This window comes from Cytophagales bacterium (assembly GCA_033344775.1).
Lineage (GTDB): Bacteria > Bacteroidota > Bacteroidia > Cytophagales > Cyclobacteriaceae > JAWPMT01.
Genome location: JAWPMT010000005.1, coordinates 2,211,771 through 2,236,298, shown reverse-complemented (window position 1 = coordinate 2,236,298; position 24,528 = coordinate 2,211,771). Strand labels below are relative to the sequence as shown.

Below are 24,528 nucleotides of genomic sequence, written 5' to 3'. Positions count from 1 at the left end.
ACCACCGTAGATATTATTGATGCTCAATTTAGATGATTATATCAAGTCCGGCATTCTCGAGGAATATGCCATGGGCTTGTTGCCTGAAGACCAGGCCGAAGAAGTATTTCGTATGGCACAGATACATCCTCGGGTCAAACGTGAAATTCAAAGAATTGAGCAAACGTTGAAGCATTTGTCCTTCAGCTATGGGGTTAAACCTCCTGTAGGACTGGGGCCATTAATCCAGGCTAAAGTGATTAGTGGGGGGGCACGTTTGTCCAAGAAGCCCTCAATCCCCCGTCCTCAGCTACTGGCCTATGCTTCGGCCGCAATGATGTTCCTTTTCCTGGCGCTCGTACTTAGCTTGTATCTCAACACTCGATCTGATTTGAATGAAATAGCTCGTGGGACCAATTTCGAACTCACTCAACTACGATCTCAAAATGAAGAGTTGGCCAGACAGCTGAAACAGGCCAACAACTTGGCCATCCAAAGGACAAGGCTTGTCACTGCAAATGATGAACAACAATATGCCTGGGTTTATACCGGACAAAACGAGCTATTGGTGTGTACCTCGTATTTGCCGAGCCCCCCAGAAAATCAACAATATCAACTCTGGAGTATTGTTCAGGGCCAAACCATGAATTCCGGTGTGATTCCTCTTCAAAGTACAGGGGCCATGTCTTCTTTAACCAGATATACCGGAACGGGACAATACGCGATTACCATAGAACCCATTGGGGGGAGCAGGAAGCCAACATTAGATAAAATAATTGTGTCTGGAGGAGTTATTGAAACAAAATTTTAATCACCATAAATCTGTAGGCACTACCATTCTCGTATCTGCTGCTGTATTTAAATTTTAAGAGTAAACTATGAAAAAATTTTTAGGGTTAATGGGATTGTTTGCGCTATCAGTAGGTATCTATGTGATGGCTGCAGACCACATCGATGCACCTGCTGTGGGGTCACTTACCACGGGTAGTGCCAGTGTAGATATTACCGATTTTTACGCATTCCAGAGTCCCAGCGATGAAGATAATTATGTTTTTGTTGGGAACGTAAATGGATTCCTGGGGCCTGAGGCTACTGCTGACGCTAGTTTCGATGAGAACGTAATGTATGAAATCAACATTGACACGAACGAAGACAATGTTGAAGACTTGGTGATTCAAGTATTGTTCAGAGATGATAAAGTAATCGCTTTAGGTCCAGTCGCTCCTACATCTACAGGAAACAACTCTTCTGTGGTAAGTACGACGATGCGGGTGGAAGGAGATGTCACTCCCTACGGTGAAACTGCGATTGTTTCTTCAGCTAATGGTATGAAACTGTTTGCAGGACCAAGAGATGATTCCTTTTTCATGGACTTTTTTAAGTTCGTAGCTATTGTACAGGGAGTTGGCGGTGCTGAAAACCCACCAACTGCATTTGACAATCCTGGTCAGGATGCATTTGCAGGAACCAATGTTCTGTCATTTGTTATCGAATTACCAAAAGACCTAATTGGAGGTAGCTCAGTCACGAAATTCAACACCTGGTTAACATCCAACAAAAGCATTTAAAATAAAAGACCTATTATGAAATTCAGACAAATATTTTTTGCTGTTTTGGTATGTATCGTTGCATTCAGTTGTAAAGATGATAACGATACAATTCAAATTGAAGCCAACGCCGGCTCGGACCTTACAGGTACGATTGAATCATTGATCATGCTAGATGGCAGTGGAACGGAAGGAACCACACTATCTTATCAGTGGGAAGTGACGTCTCCTAGCGGTGCATCTGTTAATGTTAATGATGCTACGATGGCGACTGCATCTTTCCGAGCCACAGAAGTGGGCACATATGACGTTTTGCTGACTGTTACAACAGGTGGAGTGAACAGCACCGATGAACTTGCGGTAGTCATTAGCAACGTGTCTTATGCTCAGGAAGACATCATGGGTCGTCCCGGTATCAATACCGTCTTCAACTTCTTCAGCGATGAAGATAAAGATGCATACAATAAGTTGGTCCCTTCTGAAGGATCTGCAAATGCCGAACATTTTAAGGGAATTCTTAATACCCTTCAAACCTACATCGGTTTAGACGCTGCAGCATACACCAATGTATTAGGGTTGGACAATGAAACCACCGCTTCAGTCCTTTCTGTGGATGTATTGAATTGTAATAAAGAAGCTTCTTCTACTTATGGGCCTTCTGACCTGGGCAATATTGAGCTTTTTAATAATGTGTTGAATGGAAGACGGCTGCAAGATGACGTTATTGATGTCACTTTGATTCTGGCGTTTTTTGGCGATGGAAATACCGGCAATGAACTCGTGCCAGGCTTGATCAGTGACAATGTTCAAGCAAACGATAAGGAATTCCTGAATACATTCCCTTATCTGGCAACACCACACTAGGTTGATTTTTGGTTTTTTCAATTGAAAGGGCAGGTCCATTCGGGCTTGTCCTTTCCTTCATTGCATTGATATGAAATTTTTAATTTATGCGTTCATCGCGGGAACACTGTTTAATTGCAACGGAATCACAGATGAGTTGGTCGTAAAGCCTACCCAGATCACTACTCTTCTTGAAGAGTATCCTACTCACATATCAGAAGAATTGGCCATTATTGAAAAAGACTTGAAGTTTTGGAAGTCTAAATTGGCTCAAAACCCAAGCGGCTTTCTCTACGCCGAAAAAATATCATCCGCTCTTGACGAACGATTCCGGTTAAAGGGAGACATAGAAGACATAGACTCCAGTAATCAATACTTAAAACAAGCCATCGGTTTGAGAAATGGCTGGAAGACGAACAACATTTACCAGGATCAAATCGCCAACCTCATCAAATTGCATCGCTTCCAGGATGCTGAAAGGCTTTGCGTTGAACGTCTAAATGAACAACCTCGTAACCTGGGGTTTCAATTGCAGTTTTTTGACGTGCTGATGGAACTTGGAAAATACGAAGACGCCCAAAGGTTATTAGTGCAAATTTCTAAATCCAATCATGGTTTTGATGTGATCATCAGACAAGCCAAGTTATTCGATTATCTCGGACGTCTGGACCGCACCCTTGAATTGATGGCAAAAGCGGATAGCATGGCCATGAAAAGCACCAACCCTACCTTAAAAGCCTGGACTAAAACGATTTACGGAGAATATCTAACGCATAGTGGAGCTATTGCGTCAGCCTATAAGCAGTTTATGTTAGCGCTCCAATTAGATCCTTCTCAGGAGTATGCCTGGCTGAACATCGCCTGGATTGCCTATTCCCATGACAATAATCAGGTACTTTACGAACGGATTCTTTCAACTTTAAATGTAAAATCAACACCCGATCTGCTATGGGAATTGGCGCAACTATATAAAGATCAGGGAGATCAAAGGTATCATCGAAGGATCAAGGATTTCTACGACATTGCCCGACAGCCGAAGTATCAATTATGGTATGGTCCAAAACTGATCGAGATAGAAGGAGAACACCTTGGCAATCATCTCAAAGCATGCCAAATGGCCCGAAAAGAAGTCGAAAATCGCCCAACCTTGGAGGCCTACGATGGACTGAGTTGGAGTCTGTATCAAGCGGGCAAGTTTGACAGTGCGAAGATGATTTATGAAAACCACCTGTTCAAGAAAACCACGGAACCTCTCATCCAATATCACGGTAGTGAGATCTATTTAAAGACCAAGGATATTGGAAAAGCCAAAGGGCTGTTGGCGGAGGCCTCCGAAGCTCGCTTCGAACTAGGCCCGGCAATCTTCAAGCGAATCGACCAGCTATCCAACCAGATTCCTTAAGTCATTCTCACCGACAACCATGCCATCGACACTATCAGAAAAAGAGCAAATTGAAGCCAAACTTGACCGGTATTACAAATTGGTCAATTTATCCGTTGAGGGTGTGCTGATCCATAAGGCAGGGGTCTGCGTAGATGTCAATGTAGCCATGGAGCGCCTCTTCGGGTATGATCGTGATGAGTTGATCGGGAAAGACGTTTTATTCCTCGTCGCTCCGGAACACCGCGATATTGTCGTGAAAAATATTGCTCAATCAGGCGCCGAACCTTACGAGGTATTAGGATTAAGAAAAGGGGGTAAAAAAATCCCCATTTTAGTTGAAGCCTACGAAACCAAGTGGGATGGCAAACCGATACGCGTCGCTACCATGCGGGATGTCAGCAGTCGCAAGAAAGAGGAAAAGGCCATGCTGGAACAATTACTTCGGGAACAGACCAAAAAACCAGCCAGGCAAGTTGAAAAGAAAGGTGACCTCATGCGCTTGCTGGCCATGCGATACATGAATGAGATCAAAAATGCGCAAACGATCATCTCGCAGCAACGATCCATGAATTTACGCTTGTTGGAATCCTTTCCTGGCATATTTTACATCTACAAAATGGAGTCGGTGCCTGTACTCATCAAGTGGAACCAAAATACGGAATTCTTCCTCGAATATTCCGCTGTTGAACTCTATGAGATGAATGTCCTGAAGTTCTTCGCTGAAAATGATCACCCCAAAATACTTGAGACCATCCAGAATTTGTCAAAAAATGGGGACACAATGCTGGAAGCAAATCTGGTAACAAAATCAGGTGAACAAATGCCATTTTTATTCACTACCCGCAAGTACGTGGAGGACGGGACAGATTATTTTCTTGGGTTTGGGACGGATATTTCAAAACGAAAGAAAGCAGAAACCGAATTAGAACGCTACAGCGAAAAGCTCGAATACCTCGTACATGAACGGACGCAGGCCCTTATATCCATCAATCAGGAGTTAGCGTTTAAGAATGACGCCCTATTAGAAAAACAAAATGAATTAGAAGATACGCTCATTGAACTCCGAACCACCCAGCGTGAATTAGCACATGCCGATAAGATGGCCTCTATTGGATTGTTGACAGCTGGAGTAGCACATGAGATCAACAATCCCCTTAATTTTATTCAGGCTGGCATCTACAGCCTCAAAAATGTCTTGATCTACAAGGATCAGGAACAAGAAATGCTGGTTAAGCAAGTGATTGAACACATGCAATTAGGCGTGGAACGCGTGTCCGGCATTGTGACCAGTTTGAATCATTTCAGCAGAAAAAATGATCAGCGTCGTGAGGTTTGCCAGGTTCAACACATCATTGACAACTGTCTGCTGATATTGAAGCATGAGACCAAAGGGCGAGTCAAAGTCATTTTAGATGTGGAAAAGGAGCCACTGTTCCTGTTAGGTAATGAAGGCGGATTGCATCAGGTCTTTCTCAACTTAATTTTGAATGCCATACAGGCCATTGATACTAAAGGAACCATACGAATCGAGGGCTTCACAGATGCCTACAATGTCATACGAGTAAATATTGAAGATGATGGTGTAGGGATACCCGATCAAGATCTCAAAAAGATCTTCGACCCCTTCTTTACGACCAAAGAACCAGGAAAAGGAACAGGGTTGGGGCTTTCTATCGTCTATCAACTTGTAACCGATCATGGTGGATCCATACATTTTTCTTCTGTTCATACCGGAGGAACTCGTGTGAATCTATCTTTCCCTTCACACAACCAAGTACCTAATTAGACACAATAAAAACCATGAAGCTTTTGTATGTTGATGATGAAGACATCAACCTATTTCTCTTTCAAGCTACCTTCAGTTCGGAGTTTGAAATCTATACGGCCATCGGTGGTAATGAAGCATTGGAAATATTGAAAGAAAATGAAGAAATCAAAACCGTTATTTCGGATATGCGCATGCCTAAAATGGATGGACTGGAATTCGTAAAAAGAGCCAAGAAACAATTCTCCGGTATTAAATTTTATCTTTTATCTGGTTTCCAGAAATCACCGGAAATTGAAAAGGCCCTGGAGGAACAACTCATTTGCCGATATTTCACCAAGCCATTCAAGAGCGAGATCATATTGCATGAATTATTGGGCTAATTTATGCACATGCTTTCTTAACCTGTCTAGCCTCATTCCCTGCTGCAAGGAATCACCCGACTATTTAATCGATCCGTGATTTTTGCCGCTAGTGAGTCTCCTTCCGAAGTAAATTTATCCAGTACCAGTAGTTGCTGAGAACCGTAATTCGTCTGGGCCTGCAGAAAATTAGTTTTTGCACCGAAAAAATATCGGCCCAGAGCAATATTGTACCATAGATAGATCATTCACGAGTTATTATAACCACTTTGATATACGAGCATTGATTCAATCCAGGATTATTTGAAAGCTGACCATCTCATGACTATGTCCTATTAGGACAAACACTAAATTTTTCAAATATCAGGTGATCTAAAATCAACCAGGCATTCGTATATAAGACTGTTAAACCCTATCTGCTAACCTGCCATATTCCATTCGTTCCATGGATTCGGAAGACTACTACTTTATAGGCCTTATTTTAGGTCTTTACCCCATTTTCTATATCATTCTCAAGCGGCTATTCGGAAATAGCATCATTTTTCGGATTGCGTTCACTTTCGTCACCGTAGATGTCGAAATTTCTATCAGTTGTTTCATCATCGGCGGTATGGGCATTGAGCATGTTTTTATGTGGGGATTACCCATGACCTTGGCCTGTTTCGGACTCGCTTACTGGCATATTTACCGCGTGGTTAGAATACCACTATTGGACATTACCTCAGACCTGGCAAAACTTGCCGAAGGAGAAGTCACAGCTGTATCCGAAAGAGACCTCTCCCGACGTAAGGATGAAATCGGCCAGATTCAATTGGCATTGAAGGCGTATGGTCAGGCCGTTAGTCGCACTTCATCCTTTGCCTCCAAAATCCAACAAGGCGATCTTTCCTCCAATTACACCCCTTTAGGGCCTGAAGATCTGCTTGGCAATTCTCTGATTGAAATGAATCAAAGTTTATCCAATGTGATCCTGGAGACGAACAAGGTGGTCAGATCAGCAGCAGAAGAAGGAGTTTTTGAATTGAAATTGAAGAACGATCAAAGTGCTGGTATCTGGCATGAACTCACAGATTCAGTCAATAATCTGCTGGCCTCATTGATCGCTCCGGTCAAAGAAGTAAATCGTGTCATCAATTCGCTAGCTGACGGGGATCTTACAGGTCATTTCATGGCGCCTGGCAAAGGAGAGATGGGAAATCTAGCCCTGAACCTGAATTCAGCAATCACACAATTGAATCGCTTGTTGGAAGAAATTCAGTCAGTTTCATTGAAGCTGAATTCGCATACCAATACCCTGATCACAAGCAATCGGGAAATGACCCAGAGCACCAATGAGATCGCTATCACCATTGGTCAGATGAGTGAAGGAGCCAGTCAACAATTGGAACAGATTGATCAATCTTCGCAATTGGCCGATCGAGTGATGGGTCTATCAGAAGAAATCAGTCATCAAAGTCAGGAGATCTTTCGCATGGTAGAAACGGGAGTAAAAAAGGGTAACGATGGGATCGAGAACATGGAAGATGCCGTTGATGCGATGAATCATTTGCTGAAGGAGGCAAAAAATGCCGTAGCCGTACTGGACTCATTTTATGACCGATCAAGGAAAATATCCGGGATCGTCCTTATGATTCAAAACATTTCTCAGCAAACCAATCTGCTGTCCTTGAACGCTTCTATTGAGGCGGCAAAAGCAGGTGACTCAGGCCGAGGGTTCTCTGTAGTTGCCAATCAAATTCGTCAGTTAGCCGCTCATGCGAAAGCTTCCGCCTCAGAGATCGAAGGGCTCATCACATCAACGATGGATGATACAGAAAACGCCATGAAGCATATTCGGTCCATTGAATACATTGGCAACCAGAGTGCAACTGCCGTTTTCCAGGCTTCTGGAACCTTCAAGGAAATGGCGGAACTTTCACAGGAATCTTTGAAGCATTCGGAAGTCATTCAATCGAATACGCAATCACAACTAGCATTCATGAGATCAGTCGCCGATGCGATCGAGGGGGTGGTGGTCATCGCAGAAGAAACCGCTACAGGAACCGATCAGGTGGCTGCTTCTGCCGCTGAGCTAAGCGCAGGAATGACAGAATTTAACCAACGATTTATCACTTTGGGTGACGTTTCAACAAAGCTTGGCGAACAAGTCAATCGGTTCAAATTAAGGACAACAAATAATTATTCCAACTCATAAATCTCTGGTAGTGATATTAGTCGTATATCCAGACATGAAAGTATTTACAACAATTCTTTTCATAATTCAATCGATAGTTTGGAATAGTCTCCCTTGGCGTTCACATGGGAGGTGGTCACATCTGTAAATACTTGATAAATAGTGGTTAGGGGACACTGGAAATGGTTGGTAAGTGCATGGATGGTTCCAGACTCCATCGTTAACATGGCTTACCATACCAGTCCCTACTAAAATTTCTTCTCCCGTTTCAATTAGTCGCCAGATCATATGGAATTTCGATTTTGCGGTTTCGCACTTATCGCGGTACTAAGCTTGTTACCTCTTTGTTTTGCAAATGCCCAGGTTTCCGGACAAGTGCTGGATGCCAGCCGCCAGCCAGTTTTTGGCGCACACGTCCTGGCTTCCCACTCGGATCATATCACCCGCACAGATGAAACCGGCTTTTTCCGATTCAATCAACTATCGCAAAAAGATACACTGATTGTATCACATGTTGCTTTTTTTACAGACACCTTGTTGGTTAGGAATTCACAAGACGAAGTGACCTTCGTGCTGAAGGAGAAAGTGGTTTCATTTGAAAACATCGTCGTTACTCCAGGCTATGACCCTTCTTTTCAAATGATTCAGGCGGCATTAGAAACCAAAGTCCTCAACTCTTCTCAAGAGCTGCTCAAACTCGTACCTGGGCTTTTTATTGGTCAACACGCGGGTGGAGGAAAAGCAGAGCAACTTTTTCTTCGAGGTTTTGATTTAGATCATGGAACAGATATTGCCATTCATGTAGATGGCATGCCCGTCAATATGGTCTCTCATGCGCACGGTCAGGGGTATGCTGATTTACATTTTTTGATCCCCGAAACTGTCCAACACCTCCATTTTGAAAAAGGACCCTACGATCCTGATCAGGGAAATTTCAATGTGGCAGGAAACGTCAGCTTTCAAACGAAAACGCGCATGGAAAATCAGGTTCAGGCGGCTTGGGGTCAGTTCGGTACGCGTCGGCTCTTTGGGTCGATTAATCTGTTAAATAACAAGCGTCATCAATCCTATATAGCAGCAGAAGCCCACTTCACAGAAGGTCCCTTTGATAGTCCGCAAGGGTTAAGAAAATACAACCTGCTGTTGAAAGAGCAATGGCGATTGCGTTCCAATCAATGGTTGGGATTTAAGATGATGGGATTCAGTAACTCATGGACTGCTTCAGGACAAATTCCCGATCGTCTGGTACGCAATGGAAGGCTTTCACGATTCGGAGCTGTTGATGATACCGAAGGAGGTACTACCAGTCGGATGAGTTTATCTACTGACTTCAAATCTGCCCTTTCGAAAGGATCATTTTATTCGCAATTGGACTGGATTAGATATGATTTTGAGCTGTACTCCAACTTCACATTTTTTCTCAATGATCCCATCAATGGAGACCAAATCCGGCAAGCCGAAAGTCGAACTATCTGGCAGGGGTTAACGAGATATGAGTCTGATTTTAACCTCTTAGGCAACCTGATCATATGGAATGCAGGCCTGGGAAATCGAAGTGATCGAGTTGCTGAAAGTGAGCTGACTCAGACCCGAAATCGAACAGAAAACCTTGAAAGAAGGCAATTCGGTTCTATAGAAGAGGACAATATGCATGGACTGGCTGGTATCGAAGCACAATTCAAGACATGGCATCTCATGGCTGGGATCAGATATGATTTCCTGAAATTTTCCTATCAAGATCAATTGTCCGGGACAATCAGCACAGCCACTCAGGGCTTCTTAAGCCCCAAGATTTCTATCAGTAGAAGCCTATCAGACGACCTACAAATCAGATTAAAACTCGCTCGAGGTTTTCATAGCAATGATGCCAGGGTGGTTACGCAATCAGACTCGCTCAAAACACTTCCTGCAGCTTATGGCACGGACCTGGAATTCAATTGGCAGCCTGTGGAAAATGTATACTTCAATTTGGTCGGTTACCACCTCTTCTTACACCAAGAATTGGTCTATGTCGGTGACGAAGGCATTGTCGAGCCTTCTGGTAGAAGTATCCGAAAAGGTCTCGAACTAGGAGTGAAGGTGGAGCCTTACGCTGGGCTATTTCTTCATGCAGATATCAATTTTGCTCACTCCCGATTCTCCGATCTTGAAGGTGGAAGTAATCATGTACCGCTTGCACCCAGATGGAGCGGAACCTTCGCGCTGGACTATCATCATCGTTCAGGCTTCCAATTTGGAGTTACCTATTCCGGAATGTCCGATCGACCAGCAATTGAGGATAATTCCATCACCGCGTTGGGTTATGGGATCACCTCCGCCAAATGTCGCTATGAAACCAAAGGGATTGGGGTAAGTATTGAGATTCAGAACCTGTTCAATGTTGATTGGAACGAAGCACAATTCGCGACGAATTCCAGGCTTCGGGATGAACCTAATGCAGTGGAAGAATTACACTACACACCAGGGTCTCCATTCTTTCTTAAATCGGCTTTATCCTTTCAATTCTAACCTATTGAAGTCATTCACTTCTCAAAGTCTCGGCCGGGTTTACTTGAGCAATGCGTACCACAATTGCTGCTGTGATGACCAATGCCATGGCCAAAACCATGATCAACGGAACCAGGAAATGTCCCCAATGTAAGCTGATTTGATAGGAGAAATTCGTCAGCCAGTCGCTCATGAGGTAATACGCAAGTGGCGCACTCACCACAAATGCAATCAGAATCAATTTTGAAAAAGAGGAATTGAAAAGCCACAATAGATGCCGAAATCCGGCACCAAGTACCTTTCGGACACTGATTTCTTTGATCCGTTGATTGGCAGCAAATAAGGTAAGCCCTGATAAACCAAAAAGGGCAATGAAAATGGCCAAACCGGAGAAAAGGGTTGTAATCTTTCCGAATTTGATGTCCTCTATAAATTGTTCATTGAAGTACTCGTCCAGAAAGAAATACTCAAAATAATCATCTGGATACAACTCGCTGTATAGCGTACGTGCCAGGGTGACACTCTCTTCCAAAGCCCATCCCTGGATTTTGATAGTGAAGTATTGATAAAGCCAAGGGTGCTTAACAAAAGCGACTGCCGGATAAGGAGTCCTTAAGGATGTTTGATGATAATTTGATACGATACCAATTAGTTGATATTGCTTTTCTTCAAACATGACTGTGGTGCCGATCGCTTTTTCGATATGATGGAATTCCAGATCTTGAATGGCCTTTTCGTTCAAGATGATGGATCGATCATCGTTAAATGCGTCATCAAATAGTCGGCCGGCCAATAACTGATGATTCAAGGAAGTAAAGTAACCTTCATCCGCTCCAATCACCCTGGGTCCACTCCAATCTCTTACAGAATCCACTCGAGTGACGACTCTTCCACGTGTAACTTCATAACCCGGTAGATGTGCGGCTCGGCCTACTTCTCCAAACTCCGGGTAGTTCTTGAGTGCAGCAATAAAACGATCTGATACCTGTTCCCGATTTCCTTTCATAATAGCGGGAAACTTTATGGCCAGTAATTGATCTTTATCAAAGCCTTTTGGTTTCGAAATCATGAATGATTTTTGATCGTCGATTACGATAGTTCCAATCAGTAAAATAGTGGTGAATGCAAACTGCAAAATCACCAATATTTTTCGGATCCATACACCGCCCAAACGGGAGCTAACCCTTCGAAGCATGTCCAATGAACCCCTTTTTGAGAGCCAAAATGCTGGATAAAAGCTGAATAAAAGCATGGCTCCAATGAAAGATAAGCTTTGTACTAACTGAGTTTTCCATGAGTAAATGAATGTGACATCAAGTACCTCCATAAAAAGAGGAGAAATCAATTGGACACATGTCGCAGCCAACATACAAGCTACCAGACTCACTAAAAAAACCTCGATCTGAAATTGAGCAACCATTTGCCAATAATTGGAACCAATCACTTTTTTCAAGCTCACTTCCTTGATCCTATCTATCGCCCTTGCCGTAAAAAAATTAAAGAAATTGATGGCCGCGATGAGGATGATCACCCAGGCGATCATTTCAAGAAATCGAATAGAATCGCCATTACCATTAGTACTGATGTCCATCTCGGCCTTCGATTCCAAGTGGATGTCTGCAAGGCGTTGAAGTGGCATGGTCATTTCCCGACCTTTTTGCTCGTGAACGATCTGTTCTATCTTTTCTTGTAACCCAATATCGGTATCGCTCTTGATGTAAGTCATATAGTTACGCCAGTCCCAATCCTGATTCAGGTTCAAACGTTCCGGGAGGGTCTTCATAGAGACCAACACTTTCAAGGATAAGTGCGTGTTATTGGGTGTATCTTGGAAAACACCCACAACAGTCAGCTGCTCTTTGCCATTTCTCATCAGTATTTTACCAATAGGATTTGACGCTCCAAAAAACCTCCTGGCTTCTGATGCAGCTAAAATGATCTCATTGGGTCCGATTAATGCTTCATCACGATCCCCGGCAACCCAATCATGAAGAAACAATTCCACAATACCTGGATCTGCGAAATAAGCATCATTGTAGTTGAAAGTGATGGTGGAATTCCCCTCTTGAAAATAGGAAAGCGAATAATTTGAGAGTAGTTTATCCGTCGGAATCAATCTCCCAAACTTGCTCACTTCTGGTAGTGCCTGGTTAACAGCAGGGCCTAAAGCAGGGTCAGTGATCGCAAAAGGTCTTGGCCGTTCCTCACCAGCTATCTGGATGATTCGATAAATCGACTCAAAATCAGGCACATGTTTATCGTAGCTGTTTTCATACTTTACATAGGCCATGATCAACATGAAAGCCATCATTCCGAGCGACAAGCCAATCACATTGATGGCTGAAAAAAGCCAATTACGACGAAGCCCTCTCCAACTTACTTTGAATAGGAAATTTAGCATTTTGTGATTCTTTTTAGTTGAATTGAAAACTTAGTCGTTACGCAAAGTTTCCGCTGGGTTCACATTGGCAAAACGGACCACCACTGCTGCAGTAATCGCCAACGCTAACCCCAAAACCATGGATAGCGGAATCATAAAGTGTGTCCACTGCAAGCTGATCCGATACGAATAAGTCGTCAGCCAGTCGTTCATCAGGTAATAGGCCAACGGAGCACTTAAGACAAAAGCGATCAGGATCAGTTTGGTAAATGAGGAGTTGAAGAGCCAAAGCAACTGTTGAAAGCTGGCACCCAATACCTTACGAACACTGATCTCTTTGATGCGTTGATCTACCGCAAATAAGGTTAGACCGGAAAGCCCAAATAATGCAATGAAAATCGCCAGGCCTGAGAATATGGCTGTGATCTGACCAAACCGAATGTCCTGCTGATATTGCAGATTGAAATAGGTATCCAGGAAGAAAAATTCAAAGTGATCGTTGGGATACAACTCCGCATATTGTTGTCTGGCCACGTTGATACTTTCTTCCAGCTGACCCCCTTTCAGAGGCACCGTATAATACTGAAACAACCACGGCATGGGTAGAAATACAATGGGATTGAAATCAGATTTCAACGACTGCTGGTGATAATTGGCCACCACACCAATCACTTTGTGCAACCGGTTTTCATAGAATATATTCGTTCCCACTGCCTCTTCAGGGCTTTGAAAACCTAAGTCAGTAATGGCCTTCTCATTGAGCACGATCGAAGAGTCCTCTACAAAATCTTTGCTAAAGAATCTACCTGCCAGTAGTTGGTGGTTTAGGCTTTTGAAGAAGCCTTCGTCTGCCGCAATGACTTTTGGATACGTCCCGTCATTGGCTGGCTGACCCTGCCGATAGATCCAACGCATTCGAGTCACTTCGTACCCCGGCAGATGTGCCACCCTGCCTATGGTCCCAAATCGTGTATCCTGATCCAACACATTGATGAACCTGGCAGATTCATACTCCCTGTTGTCTGTGATTGTAGAAGGCAAGCTCACCACCAACATTTGATCCTTGTTGAAACCACTGGGCTTTTCGATCATGTATTGTTTCTGATCATATATGATCGAGGTTCCTATAAGCAATAAAGAAGTCAAAGCAAATTGCGTGGTAACAAGAACGTGTCTCACACTAATGCCTCGAACGGGAGAAGCAACTTTGCGTACCATGCCAAAAGAACCTTTTCTAGACAGCCATAGCGAAGGATAAAAGGCGACTGCTGACAGCAAAAGAATGAATAAGCCTGCATTGATCAACTGCATGGTCCAATCAGCGGAGAACTTAATGCCCAATAAATTGTGTAGTGGGTGCACCAGAAATTGTGTGGCAGTAAAGGCAACCGTACAAGCAATGACACTGACCACCAAAACTTCCATCATGAACTGCGCCAGCATTTGAAGCTGTGAAGAACCGATGACTTTTTTCAGGCTTACTTCTTTAATTCGTTCAATAGAACGCGCAGTGAAAAGGTTGATAAAATTGATGGTTGCGATAAAAAGAATGACCCACGCTATGATGTCCAGGAATCGAACCGATTGGGCGCTGCCATTGGACTGGATTTCGTGCAGTGCTTCAGATTCCAAATGGATACTGGCCAATGGCTGCAATGGAAAATGTGAAGGCAAGCCCTCACCTTGCTGCAAGTGTCTACTTGCTATCTCATGGATGCTTTCCGCCAATCCCTGGGTATTGGAAACCTTGAGGTAGGTATGGAAATTACCCCAACCCCATTCATGGTCCAGGTTCCAGTTTTCAGGCAGGCTTTTCATGGAACACAGCACTTTGAGGTTCAAATGTGAGTTCTGAGGCTGGTCCTCAAAAACCCCACTTACCTTCAGGCTTTGACCCCCATTGAGTTTCAGTGTCTTACCAATCGCTTCTCCCTCCCCAAAATATTTAGCTGCTTCTGACCTGGAAAGTACCACCTGATTGGGCGCATTGAGGGCATTGGCCCGATCACCGCTAATCCAATCATGCAGGAAAAGATCAATTACTCCCTGATCAGCAAAAAAGGCTTTGTCGTGGTTAAACGTGATGGCATTGACGCCTTTTCCAAAATAAGAAAGCGCGAAATTGGAATAGATCTTATCAGTAAGGATCAGGCGCGCATGATTTTCCACTTGTGGCAATTCCAGTGTCACGTCCGGACCCAATGCCGCAAAGTTGTTTGCATATTGAGCGGAATTATCACTTTCGTAAAGTCGCGTTACCCGATAGATATTTTCATGATCTGGAACATGTGCTTCGTAGCTTTTCTCAAAAGCGGTATAGTTATGGATCAGCATGAATGCCGTAAGTCCAAGAGACAGGCCAATGATATTGATCGCTGTAAAAGTCCGGTTGCGAATCAGTCCCCTAATTGTGAATTTGAAAAGGTATCGAAGCATAGTGCCAAAAAATTTGAATATGCTTTACCAAGCGACGTGCCATAATGCAAGTGGCTCATTAAGAGCCACTTAGTAAATTTCCATCTATTAAGGACTGTTTCATTTTGAAAAGGTCAATTGCCTTTTTGAAACAATCGTCAGGTCACCTGATCACTTGATGGCACCAATCCCAGCCTTCCAAAGTGCTTGATTATAAGCAGGAACAGATTCATTTTGGAGTTTCTCTCCTCGTTCTTTCAAGGGTGCCCAGATCTGCTCCAATTCCGCTCTTCGATCCTTGGACGCCTGTGTCACTCTCGGGATCGCGCTTGCGGTTTGGTTGATCAGAAAAATATAGTTCGCAGTGAATTTATTTTCATAGTTCTCTACGTCATCATACGCCTTGGACTTCCTTTGAACCATGTCCTCATCCCAGGCCTTTAACTGATCGATCAATGCCTGCCCCTCGTCCTTTAACGCTTTTTTATCTGCTCCTAAATCTGCTACTACCGCAGCAATCTGATCTTGTTTCTTTTTCAGGTCATTGATCATGTTGTGCATCGCCGTGAGGTTGTCCTCCATCTCGCTCATCGACTCATGATACTCCTGATAAGTAGCCTCAGAAACATCATACAGTGGATGCTCCAGTACTTTGAACGTCACTTTCTGCTCTACAGCCCCAGCCTTTAGGGTAGCAGAATATGTCCCAGGAATCACCCTATGTCGACGATAGCTCCCTTCAATGTAAGCAGTAGGTACTCCTGGCATATTCGCATATCGCATGTCCCAGACAAATCGGTTCATCCCTTTCCTTGCTCCAATGGTAGGCTCAGAAGGAGGGCCTCCGGCATATCGTCGATAATCAGGATCAGACTTAGAACTGAGGACGCGAACCTCATTTCCAGCATTGTCATTGATGGTCAAAGTGACTTCCTCTTCTTCAGCTACTTCACCCAGTTGGTAATAAAACACGACCCCACTTGCAGGATTGATCCCTTCAAATCTGTCTGTTCCATCAGATCGATTGCCATCCATCGGGCTACCCCAATTGGCCAATATCGCATCTTGAGGAGTGAAGAGCTTAGTGGCTTTGCTGGAAGCATCGAACTGCCTGATCAAGCTAAGATCATCCAGGATCCAAAAAGAACGACCGGAAGTCGCAACTACTAAATCACCTTCTTTAACGAGCAGGTCCGTAATTGGCGTCACTGGCAAATTCAATTGCAAGGGCTGCCATTGTTTTCCGTCGTTGAAGGATACATACAAACCTAATTCTGTTCCGGCATACAACAAGCCCTGTTTTACATCATCTTCTCTTACCACGCGGGTGAAAGCACCATAAGGAATACCAGTAGAAATATTGGTCCAGGACTTTCCGTAATTGGTGGTCTTGTACATGGCCGGTGTATGGTCGTTGAATTTGTAACGGGTTGTGGCGACATAGGCAGTTGCCGGATCATGTGGAGAGACATCTATGGCATTTACCAGGCAATCCTCCAGTCCCTTTGGTGTCACGTTGGTCCACGTTTCGCCATTGTCCCGTGTCAACTGAACCAAACCGTCATCACTACCCGTCCAGATCACGCCAGCTTCATGTGGCGACTCGATCACATAAGCAAGGGTGCCATAATTCTCTGCACCAACGGCCTCTACGGTGTAAGGGCCTCCGCCTTTGATCTGCCGGGACTTATCATTTTTTGTCAGATCCGGAGAAGCTTCTTCCCAGGTCTGGCCCATGTCTCTCGTTCGTAGCAGGAACTGAGAACCGTGGTAAAAAGTATTTTCCTCGTGCTGCGAACGAATGATAGGTGCATTCCAATTGAAGCGGTACTTCATGTCTGAAGCTGCTCGCCCCAAATATTGGATCGGAGCAGCCATGATGTTGGTTCCGGCTTTAGCCTCCTGATCCAGGACATTAATCGTTCCTAAATAACTTCCTCCCAGGACATATCTTGGGTCATCAGGGTCATAAGCCAGGAAAGCACTTTCTCCACCCGCTGAGTAAGTCCAGTTTTCGCGCGTGATGGAATATCTTCCCAGGGCAGTATTCTCGATTCGGAGAGAAGTATTGTCTTGCTGACCTGCATAGATTCGGTAAGGGAACATGTTGTCCGCACTCACGCGATAATACTGCGCCGTTGGCATGTTGTCCTGTCGTGACCAGGTTGATCCGTAATTGAATGAAATGGCTGCTCCGCCATCATTAGCAATTACCATGTTTCGTGGATTGTCAGGATTAATCCAAAGGTCATGGAAGTCGCCGTGGGTCCCGGTGATGCGTTCCCAACTCTTGCCTCCATCAATAGAGCGCAAAGCAGGGGCGCTCAAAACATAAACGGTCTGATCATCTTTTGGATCAATGAACAACTCGATGTAATACCATGCGCGTTGGATCAGCCGGTGGTCACCACTGACTTTAGACCAGCTTTTACCAGCATTATTAGAAACAAATAAACCTCCTTTTTCTTGTTGCGAATCGCTTTCTATCAACGCATATACTTTCTCCGGATTGGATCTGGAAACGGCAATGGCCATCTTTCCTTTTTCTTCCGGCAATCCTTTATGGATCTTATTCCAGGTTTCTCCGCCATCAGTGCTTTTGTACAACCCACTGCCTGCTCCGCCACTGATCACAATCCAGGGCTTTCTTTGGTGTTCCCACATGGCCGCATAAAGCACATCAGGGTTGCTATAATCAATTGACAGTTCAGCGCAACCCGTCATGTCGTTCACATACAATACTTTTTTCCAGGAGACGCCTCCATCTGTAGATTTATAGATACCACGATCCTCGCCATTGCCATGCAAAGGTCCTTGCGCCGCAACCCAAAGGATATCAGGGTTCTTAGGATGGATCACAATCCGTGCAATGTGTTGCGTTCCGGTGAGTCCAATCTGTTTCCAGGTTTTTCCTGCATCCGTTGATTTGTAAACGCCATCACCGTAGGAAGTCATTACTCCTCTGGGTGCATGCTCGCCCATGCCACAGTAGACCACATTAGGATCGCTTTCAGAAACGGCAATGGCTCCTACTGACCCTGTTTTGAAAAAGCCATCGGAAATGTTCTCCCAGATCTGACCGGCATCATCTGTTTTCCAAAGGCCACCACCAGTGGTCCCCATGTAATACGTCAACTGGTCGCCAACCACACCGGTAGCGCAGACAGAACGGCCGCCACGAAAGGGGCCAATGTTTCGATATTTTACTGGACTCAACAATTCATTGAGGTCTTGCGCCAGCAAGCTTGAACAAAGCAGTAATGTCAAAAAAGTGAGAGCTGAAAGGTGCTTCATAAAGTAAAGGTTAGAAATCGAAGATAGTGATTGGAGCTTGTCCCTGAAAACCGCTCGTAAGAAAGCTTCCATAATTATCCCTCATGATCCTCAAACCTTCATAACACAGTCAATCCCTCTGTTCAAAGAGGGTGAAGGGAGATTACAAGAAAATAGTTTTGAAGACTTGAATCATCAACATGTAACTTCTTCGGAAAACAAGAGTATACCCTATCAAGGTCACTAACTATCTAATGCAATCATGGTCAAAAACTACCTGCTCACCTCGCTTAGGCATTTACTAAAGCAACGCTTTTTCACCGCACTCAATGTGCTAGGGCTCTCCATCGGCCTGGTCGCATTCTGGCTGATCACCCACTATGTCAATTATGAAAGAAGCTATGAAAATTTCATGGCGAATGGCGACGACATCTATCGCGTTCAGCTGGATGTGTACCGCAATGGAGAACTGGTTTATAAAAGCTCCGAAAACTATGCGGGAGCGGGGGCTGCATTGAAAGATGAATACCCGGAGGTACTGGAATTCGGAAGGTTCTACAACATGGGTTCCAAAAACAATGTGATCATCACCTGGGAGCAAGGCCCGAATGGTCCCGTCGTGCTGAAGCAAAGAAAGTTCTTGTATGCAGACGCCTCCATTTTGGATATGTTCTCCTATGAAATGGTGCAAGGTGATCCTACATCAGCATTAGAAGAGCCTTTTACCATCGCTATTTCTGAAACGATGGCAAAGAAATATTTTGGTGAAGAAGATCCGATGGGAAAGATCCTAAGACTGGAAGATGATGATTTTAATGATGAACCTTGCCGGGTAACCGGAGTATTCAAAGATGCACCTACCAATACACACTTGAAGTTCGATGTACTCATCTCCTTCCCTACGATCTATGGTCGCTTTGATGGCGCCATTCAGCGTTACAAAACGGGGTGGGGGCGTAAGGATTATTATACTTATGTCCAACTACGTCCAGGCACCGATCCCAGACAATTGGAACAAAAATTCCCGGAAGTAGTCAGCAAATTCAAACCAGAGCTAGCTGATCAAAATGGCAGAGATGTCCTGCTACTGCAACCAGTCAAAGACATTCATTTGACTTCAAGACTCACAGATGAAGCCGAAATCAACGGAAACGGTGAAGCGGTAAAGTATTTGTCATTAATTGCCTGGTTCATCATCGTGATTGCCTGTATCAATTATGTCAATCTAAGTACGGCCAAATCTGTAGAAAGAGCCAAGGAAGTCGGTTTACGAAAAGTGGTTGGCTCTCAGAAAGGACAGCTCGTTCTTCACTTCCTCATTGAATCTTCGATCATTTTCTTGTTCTCAATTTTGATTGGATTTGCATTACTGATCATCGCCACACCCTTTTTCAATGCTGTCGGTGGCACACCCACTTCTTATCAGATTTGGGAACAGTCCTGGTTTTGGATGAGTAGCGCGGCATTCTGGTTCATTGGCTCTATAGCAACTGGCTTCTATCCTGCATTGGTGCTTTCTTCTTTTAAGCCTGTTGAGGTACTGAAAGGGAAATTTAAAGGTAAAAGCGAAGGGATCATGCTGCGAAGGGCGCTGGTGGTTTTCCAGTTCGCCACTTCTGTTACCTTGATCATTGGAACGCTCATGGTTTATGAGCAGATGTCTTACATGCAAAATCAGGATCTGGGGTATTCTACAGAACAGATCATGGTGGTCGAACGTCCATCGAAAAGGGATACGTCATTCACCCAGGCACGCAATGATTATATGTCTTTCAGAGACGCGCTGAATAACCAGTCAGCGGTGGTTGGCGTGGCAGGATCTGGTATGCTGCCAGGAAAGAAATTGCGCTTCAAAACGCAGCTGCGCAACCTCAATCAGGATGCTTCTTTGGCCACTTCATTTGCCGTCAGCAGCATGGACTATGAATTCATGGATCTCATGGAAATTGAGCTGTTTCATGGTCGGAACTTCTCCCGGGATTTTGCCAATGATGCGGATACGGCAATCATCATTAATGAATATGGCGCCAGGGCATTGGGATACACGCCTGAGGAAATTATTGGTGAGTTTATTTCCATAGACCAATTCAATTGGAAGCCTCAGGTCATCGGGGTGATCAATAATATCCATAACGAGTCATTGCATGAATCCATGCAGCCTATGGCCTTTTTCTTACAGAATGTCAATCACGAATATGTGATGGTCAAAGTAGCAACTGGCAATCTTGATAACACGATCGCTGTAGTAGAAGAACAATGGAATCGAAGTTTCCGTGGCAATCCTTTCGAGTATTTCTTCCTGGATGAATACTTCAACAGCTACTATGAGGCCGACCAGAGCTTCCGCAACCTGTTTTTAGTCTTTGCGGTCCTGGCGATTTTTATTGGATGTCTGGGTCTATTTGGCTTGTCCTCCTACACAGCTGTTCAGAAGACGAAAGAAATTGGTATCCGAAAAGTACTGGGCTCCAGCACCTCAGGTATCGTCCAGTTGATGTTCAAGGACTTCCTGATCCTGATTGGCATTGCTAACCTGATCGCGTGGCCACTGAGCTGGTATTTCCTTAATCAATGGCTGGAAAATTACCCGTATCATATCTCAGTGAACCTGCTGTCCTTTTTTGTAGCAACGTTGGTTGTATTAGTGATTGCCTTTTTGACGGTGAGCTTTCACACGTTTAAAACCGCGAAGCTTAATCCAGCGAATACGTTGAAGTATGAGTAGAAAACAAATGGAACACTTAACCTCTGGAAGTGTTCCAATTCCTTTTTAGCGCTCAAAGGTTAATTCAAGTAATTCCCATTTTGTTTCATGTTTGATCAATTTCGCGTCAACCTGATGGTTACCATCATCTTTTGTGAAAATTGAAAAGTTGAAATTTGCCGTGCTTGGACTACCTTTCTTAGCACTTCTAAATGTTGACCCAGTCACAATAAATCCCAAGTTGTAATCATCGTACTTATTTTCTAGTTCTTCTGTGACTTTTGAAAACGAGTCACTATGCCTAAAAAAAGCACTAAACCCCATTACAACAATAATAATCCCAGAAAGAAAAAGTGAAACCAATGGCCTAATATTGGTCGCCAATAACATGATGCTATCATGATCATCTGTTTTCTTTTTTGATTGACCGTAATAGCTAGCCAACTGTTTTCTTTCAAGAAATAGTAGAATGAAAATCATGACAATTCCAAGACAAAGAGGGAATATGCCGTAAATACTGATTACCTCAAGATCAGTGATAACCTCGATAAGTATTAGAATAAATCCAACGATCAAAAGGCTATTTTTCATAGAAAGAACACATTGGACTCGATTTCCTGAAAGATCAAATTACTTCAAACTCTTCAAATACGGTGGTTGGAGCCTACAAATACCCCAACTGAATCGACTTCCTAACCAAACCTGCATTGGTGGTTACTTTGAGCTTTAGGAAAATGTTCTTTTTGTGAGATTCCACGGTTGTACGACTGATGAATAACTTTTCGGCGATTTGATCTACCGTGTATTCTCCGGCAATAAGTGTAACCACTTGTTGCTCTCTCTTGGTGAGCCCATGAGCGGCCAGTTCACTGGTCTTAAGTTCATTGGATTTGGGCGGGAAGCACTTCTTCTGATGCAACACAATTTCCTTGATCACATGCGATACTTCCTGAACCGTCGCATCCTTATTCAGGTAGCCGTGCGCCTTCTTCATGATATCAAAAGGCTCAAACATACTGATGATCAATATTTTGATCTCCGGATAGGAAGCATGGACTTTGTCGATAAAGAGCAACCCGTTCATATCCGGCATTGAAATGTCCGTGACGATCAGCTCCGGTGGATTTTGTGAGATAAAACCCAACGCACTACGGGCATCTGAAAAAGTGTTGACTACCTCAAAACTTTCATCTAACCCGAGGGCAGAAGCAAGACCCTGGGTAAATAAGACATGATCGTCGACTAAGAGAATTCGGATGGGTGTAGTTTCCATATTCAACTTAGTTCATGGGTAATTCAACTTCAATTATGGTACCCTTGCCAGGGCTGGAGTTAATGGTTATGCTGCCACTCATTGTTCGTACTCTTTCCTGAATATTGGCCAGGCCAATGCCTGATTCACTTTTTTCAACCTTAAAACCAACGCCATCATCTTCGATCATGATCGATAAATAGGACTCGTGTCTGGTAAAAGCGACACTCACTTCGGAAGCATTGGCATGTTTCTCAATATTGTTGAAAGCTTCTTGTAAAATCCGGTATAGGGCATGCTTTTGCTCAAAGTGGATTGCATCTAAAGCGCGCTCCGGAAATACGGAAATCTCCATCGCCAATTGAGGGATTTCATATTGTTCTCTTAACTCATCCAACAAAGCTGTAAAAGGTTGGTTCCTAATATGGTGAACACTCAATTGGTGTGAGATGCCTCTCAGTTCAGCCGATACGTCTGTTAAGTGATTGTAGACCTTACTGACTGCTGAATCAGAAGCATCCATACTCCCTTCCAGCAGGTGTCTGACGCCAATCAGTTTGCCTATGATGCCATCATGAAGCTCCTGGGAAATGCGGTTTTGTTCCTTTTCTTTCCCTTCAATGATGCCCTGGATCTTCTTCAATTCCTGATCTTGTATCAATTGGTTTTTCTCCATTTCGAATACTTTGGCGTTGTGTTGTTGAATGATCTTCTCAGACTTTAACCGATGACGGTAGAAAAACCCTGACACAATCAATAAAATGACCAAACCAGCCACACTGGTAATAAGGACATTTCGTCGGCTCGTCTCCAGCTCATTTTCCTGCTCCAGGATCAAGATTTGATCGTCTTTACTCTTTACATCAAACTCTGTACGTATTTTTTCAAACTCCTTTTTCTTGTCTGTTGAAGCAATGCTGTCGTATTGTGCTATGTACAGGTTCAAGGCCTCATTTGCTTCCTCGAAGTATCCGACATGTTCATACACGCCAGATATTTCCCAAAGCGTCTCATTTATCTGACCGATATCTACATACTGCCCGTATTCATCCAATGCTATTCGGAATTGCTCGATGGATTTCTTATAGTTGTCTTTGTAATCATAATAGATTCCCAGAGAGGTGTAAATGTGGAATAGAGAGGCATTATCCCCAATTTGTTCGCTGAGCTTTTTGGACTGAAGCAGGTAAGGAAATGATCGGTTCGGAAGGTCTTTGATCAAGTATAAATAACCTATGTTGGAGGTGACAATGCTTTCCAGGTATTCATTTTTACTTTTTTCAGTAAGCAACAACGCCTTTTCATAAGACACCAAAGCGCTATCAAAATTCCTGGTGCCAAAAAGAATTCCCTTGATGTTATAGGCATTTGCAATGGTCAAGGTATCCTGATATAGTAACGCGCCCTTTAAATTCTCCTCAACCATGGCTACGGCATGATTCCGATCATCCAGATTGAGATACAGCCGTACCAAATTATTTTTGATCAAGCCGATCACTTCATAATTATCTGATGCCTCGACCTGAATAAGCGCCGCTTCAAAATGCTGCAATGCTTTATTATAGTTGGATGCTCTCATTTCCAACCCTCCCTGATAATTATAAAGTTGAGCCAATAGAGAAGGGTCACCAACTTGAGCGGCAATCGGTAAACACCTGGCCAGCGTATCACGGGCTGCTTGATTTTCTCTTGTCAAGTACAAGAAATCGATGAAATCGATATAGGATTTTAGTAGGCTTAAACTATCGGATTGTTGACGGGCAAACAGCAGTGATTTTGTAGCGACATTTTGCGCTGCTGCAAAAGAAGTATAACGGAGCTTATGGTAAGCGTTAGGCACTGTTCCTTCTTCCTGCATTAGTTGTGCACTGGCAGGTCTTGTGCCAATCAAAAAGATGATTAGCATAACGATGCTACTTCCCCAACAGGGTCCAAAACTCTTCATCACACTGGCTAGGCTTATC

At 43.8% G+C, this 24,528-nt stretch carries 16 protein-coding genes; 9 read left to right on the top strand and 7 right to left on the bottom strand.

Features of this window, described 5'->3' with window-relative positions; genetic code table 11:
- Positions 1-19: 19 nt before the first annotated feature.
- The 6 genes from R8G66_27050 to R8G66_27025 all read left to right on the top strand — a co-directional run bounded on the left by R8G66_27050 (position 20) and on the right by R8G66_27025 (position 5,901).
- Positions 20-790 carry an anti-sigma factor gene (locus R8G66_27050; GenBank protein ID MDW3196059.1) on the top strand — a complete coding sequence of 257 codons (771 nt, stop codon included), beginning with the start codon at positions 20-22 and terminating at the stop codon, positions 788-790.
- Positions 791-857: 67 nt separating this feature from the next.
- Positions 858-1,547 carry a DUF4331 family protein gene (locus R8G66_27045; GenBank protein ID MDW3196058.1) on the top strand — a complete coding sequence of 230 codons (690 nt, stop codon included), beginning with the start codon at positions 858-860 and terminating at the stop codon, positions 1,545-1,547.
- Positions 1,548-1,562: 15 nt separating this feature from the next.
- A complete protein-coding gene (locus R8G66_27040; GenBank protein ID MDW3196057.1) occupies positions 1,563-2,390 on the top strand; it encodes a DUF4331 family protein in 828 nt (275 codons plus the stop codon).
- Between the two features lie 70 nt (positions 2,391-2,460).
- Complete coding sequence (locus R8G66_27035) at positions 2,461-3,771, top strand: hypothetical protein (protein MDW3196056.1); 1,311 nt, start codon at positions 2,461-2,463, stop codon at positions 3,769-3,771.
- 19 nt (positions 3,772-3,790) lie between these two features.
- On the top strand, positions 3,791-5,539 hold the full coding sequence (locus R8G66_27030; GenBank protein ID MDW3196055.1) for a PAS domain S-box protein: 1,749 nt from the start codon (positions 3,791-3,793) through the stop codon (positions 5,537-5,539).
- Positions 5,540-5,553: 14 nt separating this feature from the next.
- Entirely contained in the window at positions 5,554-5,901 is a 348-nt protein-coding gene (locus R8G66_27025) for a response regulator (GenBank protein MDW3196054.1), read from the top strand.
- Between the two features lie 32 nt (positions 5,902-5,933).
- On the opposite strand, the gene R8G66_27020 is transcribed toward R8G66_27025, so the two are convergent.
- Positions 5,934-6,128 (bottom strand): hypothetical protein, encoded by a 195-nt coding sequence (locus R8G66_27020; protein ID MDW3196053.1) that lies wholly within the window; start codon positions 6,126-6,128, stop codon positions 5,934-5,936.
- 197 nt (positions 6,129-6,325) lie between these two features.
- Between R8G66_27020 and R8G66_27015 the strand changes: the two genes are divergently transcribed.
- Together R8G66_27015 and R8G66_27010 are read left to right on the top strand one after the other, a co-directional pair.
- Positions 6,326-8,074: a methyl-accepting chemotaxis protein gene (locus tag R8G66_27015; protein MDW3196052.1), complete on the top strand. Its 1,749-nt coding sequence runs from the start codon at positions 6,326-6,328 to the stop codon at positions 8,072-8,074.
- Positions 8,075-8,341: 267 nt separating this feature from the next.
- Positions 8,342-10,561 (top strand): carboxypeptidase-like regulatory domain-containing protein, encoded by a 2,220-nt coding sequence (locus R8G66_27010; GenBank protein MDW3196051.1) that lies wholly within the window; start codon positions 8,342-8,344, stop codon positions 10,559-10,561.
- 10 nt (positions 10,562-10,571) lie between these two features.
- Here the strand turns inward: R8G66_27010 and R8G66_27005 are convergent, their stop codons facing one another.
- The 3 genes from R8G66_27005 to R8G66_26995 all read right to left on the bottom strand — a co-directional run bounded on the left by R8G66_27005 (position 10,572) and on the right by R8G66_26995 (position 18,629).
- Positions 10,572-12,941, bottom strand: a complete 2,370-nt coding sequence (locus R8G66_27005; GenBank protein MDW3196050.1) for an ABC transporter permease — start codon at positions 12,939-12,941, stop codon at positions 10,572-10,574.
- 30 nt (positions 12,942-12,971) lie between these two features.
- Positions 12,972-15,356, bottom strand: coding sequence for an FtsX-like permease family protein (locus tag R8G66_27000; protein ID MDW3196049.1), 2,385 nt, complete (start codon positions 15,354-15,356; stop codon positions 12,972-12,974).
- A 150-nt stretch (positions 15,357-15,506) separates the two neighbouring features.
- Positions 15,507-18,629 (bottom strand): glycosyl hydrolase, encoded by a 3,123-nt coding sequence (locus R8G66_26995; protein ID MDW3196048.1) that lies wholly within the window; start codon positions 18,627-18,629, stop codon positions 15,507-15,509.
- Positions 18,630-18,870: 241 nt separating this feature from the next.
- On the opposite strand from R8G66_26995, the gene R8G66_26990 reads away from it, so the two are divergent.
- The gene (locus R8G66_26990; GenBank protein MDW3196047.1) at positions 18,871-21,333 is read left to right on the top strand and encodes an ABC transporter permease; all 2,463 of its coding nucleotides are present in this window, start codon (positions 18,871-18,873) and stop codon (positions 21,331-21,333) included.
- 45 nt (positions 21,334-21,378) lie between these two features.
- On the opposite strand, the gene R8G66_26985 is transcribed toward R8G66_26990, so the two are convergent.
- The 3 genes from R8G66_26985 to R8G66_26975 form a co-directional block, all read right to left on the bottom strand.
- A complete protein-coding gene (locus R8G66_26985) occupies positions 21,379-21,903 on the bottom strand; it encodes a hypothetical protein (GenBank protein ID MDW3196046.1) in 525 nt (174 codons plus the stop codon).
- Between the two features lie 73 nt (positions 21,904-21,976).
- A complete protein-coding gene (locus R8G66_26980) occupies positions 21,977-22,585 on the bottom strand; it encodes a response regulator transcription factor (GenBank protein ID MDW3196045.1) in 609 nt (202 codons plus the stop codon).
- A 7-nt stretch (positions 22,586-22,592) separates the two neighbouring features.
- Positions 22,593-24,470 carry an ATP-binding protein gene (locus R8G66_26975; GenBank protein MDW3196044.1) on the bottom strand — a complete coding sequence of 626 codons (1,878 nt, stop codon included), beginning with the start codon at positions 24,468-24,470 and terminating at the stop codon, positions 22,593-22,595.
- Between the last annotated feature and the right edge of the window lie 58 nt (positions 24,471-24,528).

What these genes read in the sequence shown, in the direction of transcription:
- R8G66_27050 (MDW3196059.1), top strand. Translation starts at nt 20, where the DNA reads ATGCTCAATTTAGATGATTATATCAAGTCCGGCATTCTCGAGGAATAT.
- R8G66_27045 (MDW3196058.1), top strand. Translation starts at nt 858, where the DNA reads ATGAAAAAATTTTTAGGGTTAATGGGATTGTTTGCGCTATCAGTAGGT.
- R8G66_27040 (MDW3196057.1), top strand. Translation starts at nt 1,563, where the DNA reads ATGAAATTCAGACAAATATTTTTTGCTGTTTTGGTATGTATCGTTGCA.
- R8G66_27035 (MDW3196056.1), top strand. Translation starts at nt 2,461, where the DNA reads ATGAAATTTTTAATTTATGCGTTCATCGCGGGAACACTGTTTAATTGC.
- R8G66_27030 (MDW3196055.1), top strand. Translation starts at nt 3,791, where the DNA reads ATGCCATCGACACTATCAGAAAAAGAGCAAATTGAAGCCAAACTTGAC.
- R8G66_27025 (MDW3196054.1), top strand. Translation starts at nt 5,554, where the DNA reads ATGAAGCTTTTGTATGTTGATGATGAAGACATCAACCTATTTCTCTTT.
- R8G66_27020 (MDW3196053.1), bottom strand. Translation starts at nt 6,128, where the DNA reads ATGATCTATCTATGGTACAATATTGCTCTGGGCCGATATTTTTTCGGT.
- R8G66_27015 (MDW3196052.1), top strand. Translation starts at nt 6,326, where the DNA reads ATGGATTCGGAAGACTACTACTTTATAGGCCTTATTTTAGGTCTTTAC.
- R8G66_27010 (MDW3196051.1), top strand. Translation starts at nt 8,342, where the DNA reads ATGGAATTTCGATTTTGCGGTTTCGCACTTATCGCGGTACTAAGCTTG.
- R8G66_27005 (MDW3196050.1), bottom strand. Translation starts at nt 12,941, where the DNA reads ATGCTAAATTTCCTATTCAAAGTAAGTTGGAGAGGGCTTCGTCGTAAT.
- R8G66_27000 (MDW3196049.1), bottom strand. Translation starts at nt 15,356, where the DNA reads ATGCTTCGATACCTTTTCAAATTCACAATTAGGGGACTGATTCGCAAC.
- R8G66_26995 (MDW3196048.1), bottom strand. Translation starts at nt 18,629, where the DNA reads ATGAAGCACCTTTCAGCTCTCACTTTTTTGACATTACTGCTTTGTTCA.
- R8G66_26990 (MDW3196047.1), top strand. Translation starts at nt 18,871, where the DNA reads ATGGTCAAAAACTACCTGCTCACCTCGCTTAGGCATTTACTAAAGCAA.
- R8G66_26985 (MDW3196046.1), bottom strand. Translation starts at nt 21,903, where the DNA reads ATGAAAAATAGCCTTTTGATCGTTGGATTTATTCTAATACTTATCGAG.
- R8G66_26980 (MDW3196045.1), bottom strand. Translation starts at nt 22,585, where the DNA reads ATGGAAACTACACCCATCCGAATTCTCTTAGTCGACGATCATGTCTTA.
- R8G66_26975 (MDW3196044.1), bottom strand. Translation starts at nt 24,470, where the DNA reads ATGCTAATCATCTTTTTGATTGGCACAAGACCTGCCAGTGCACAACTA.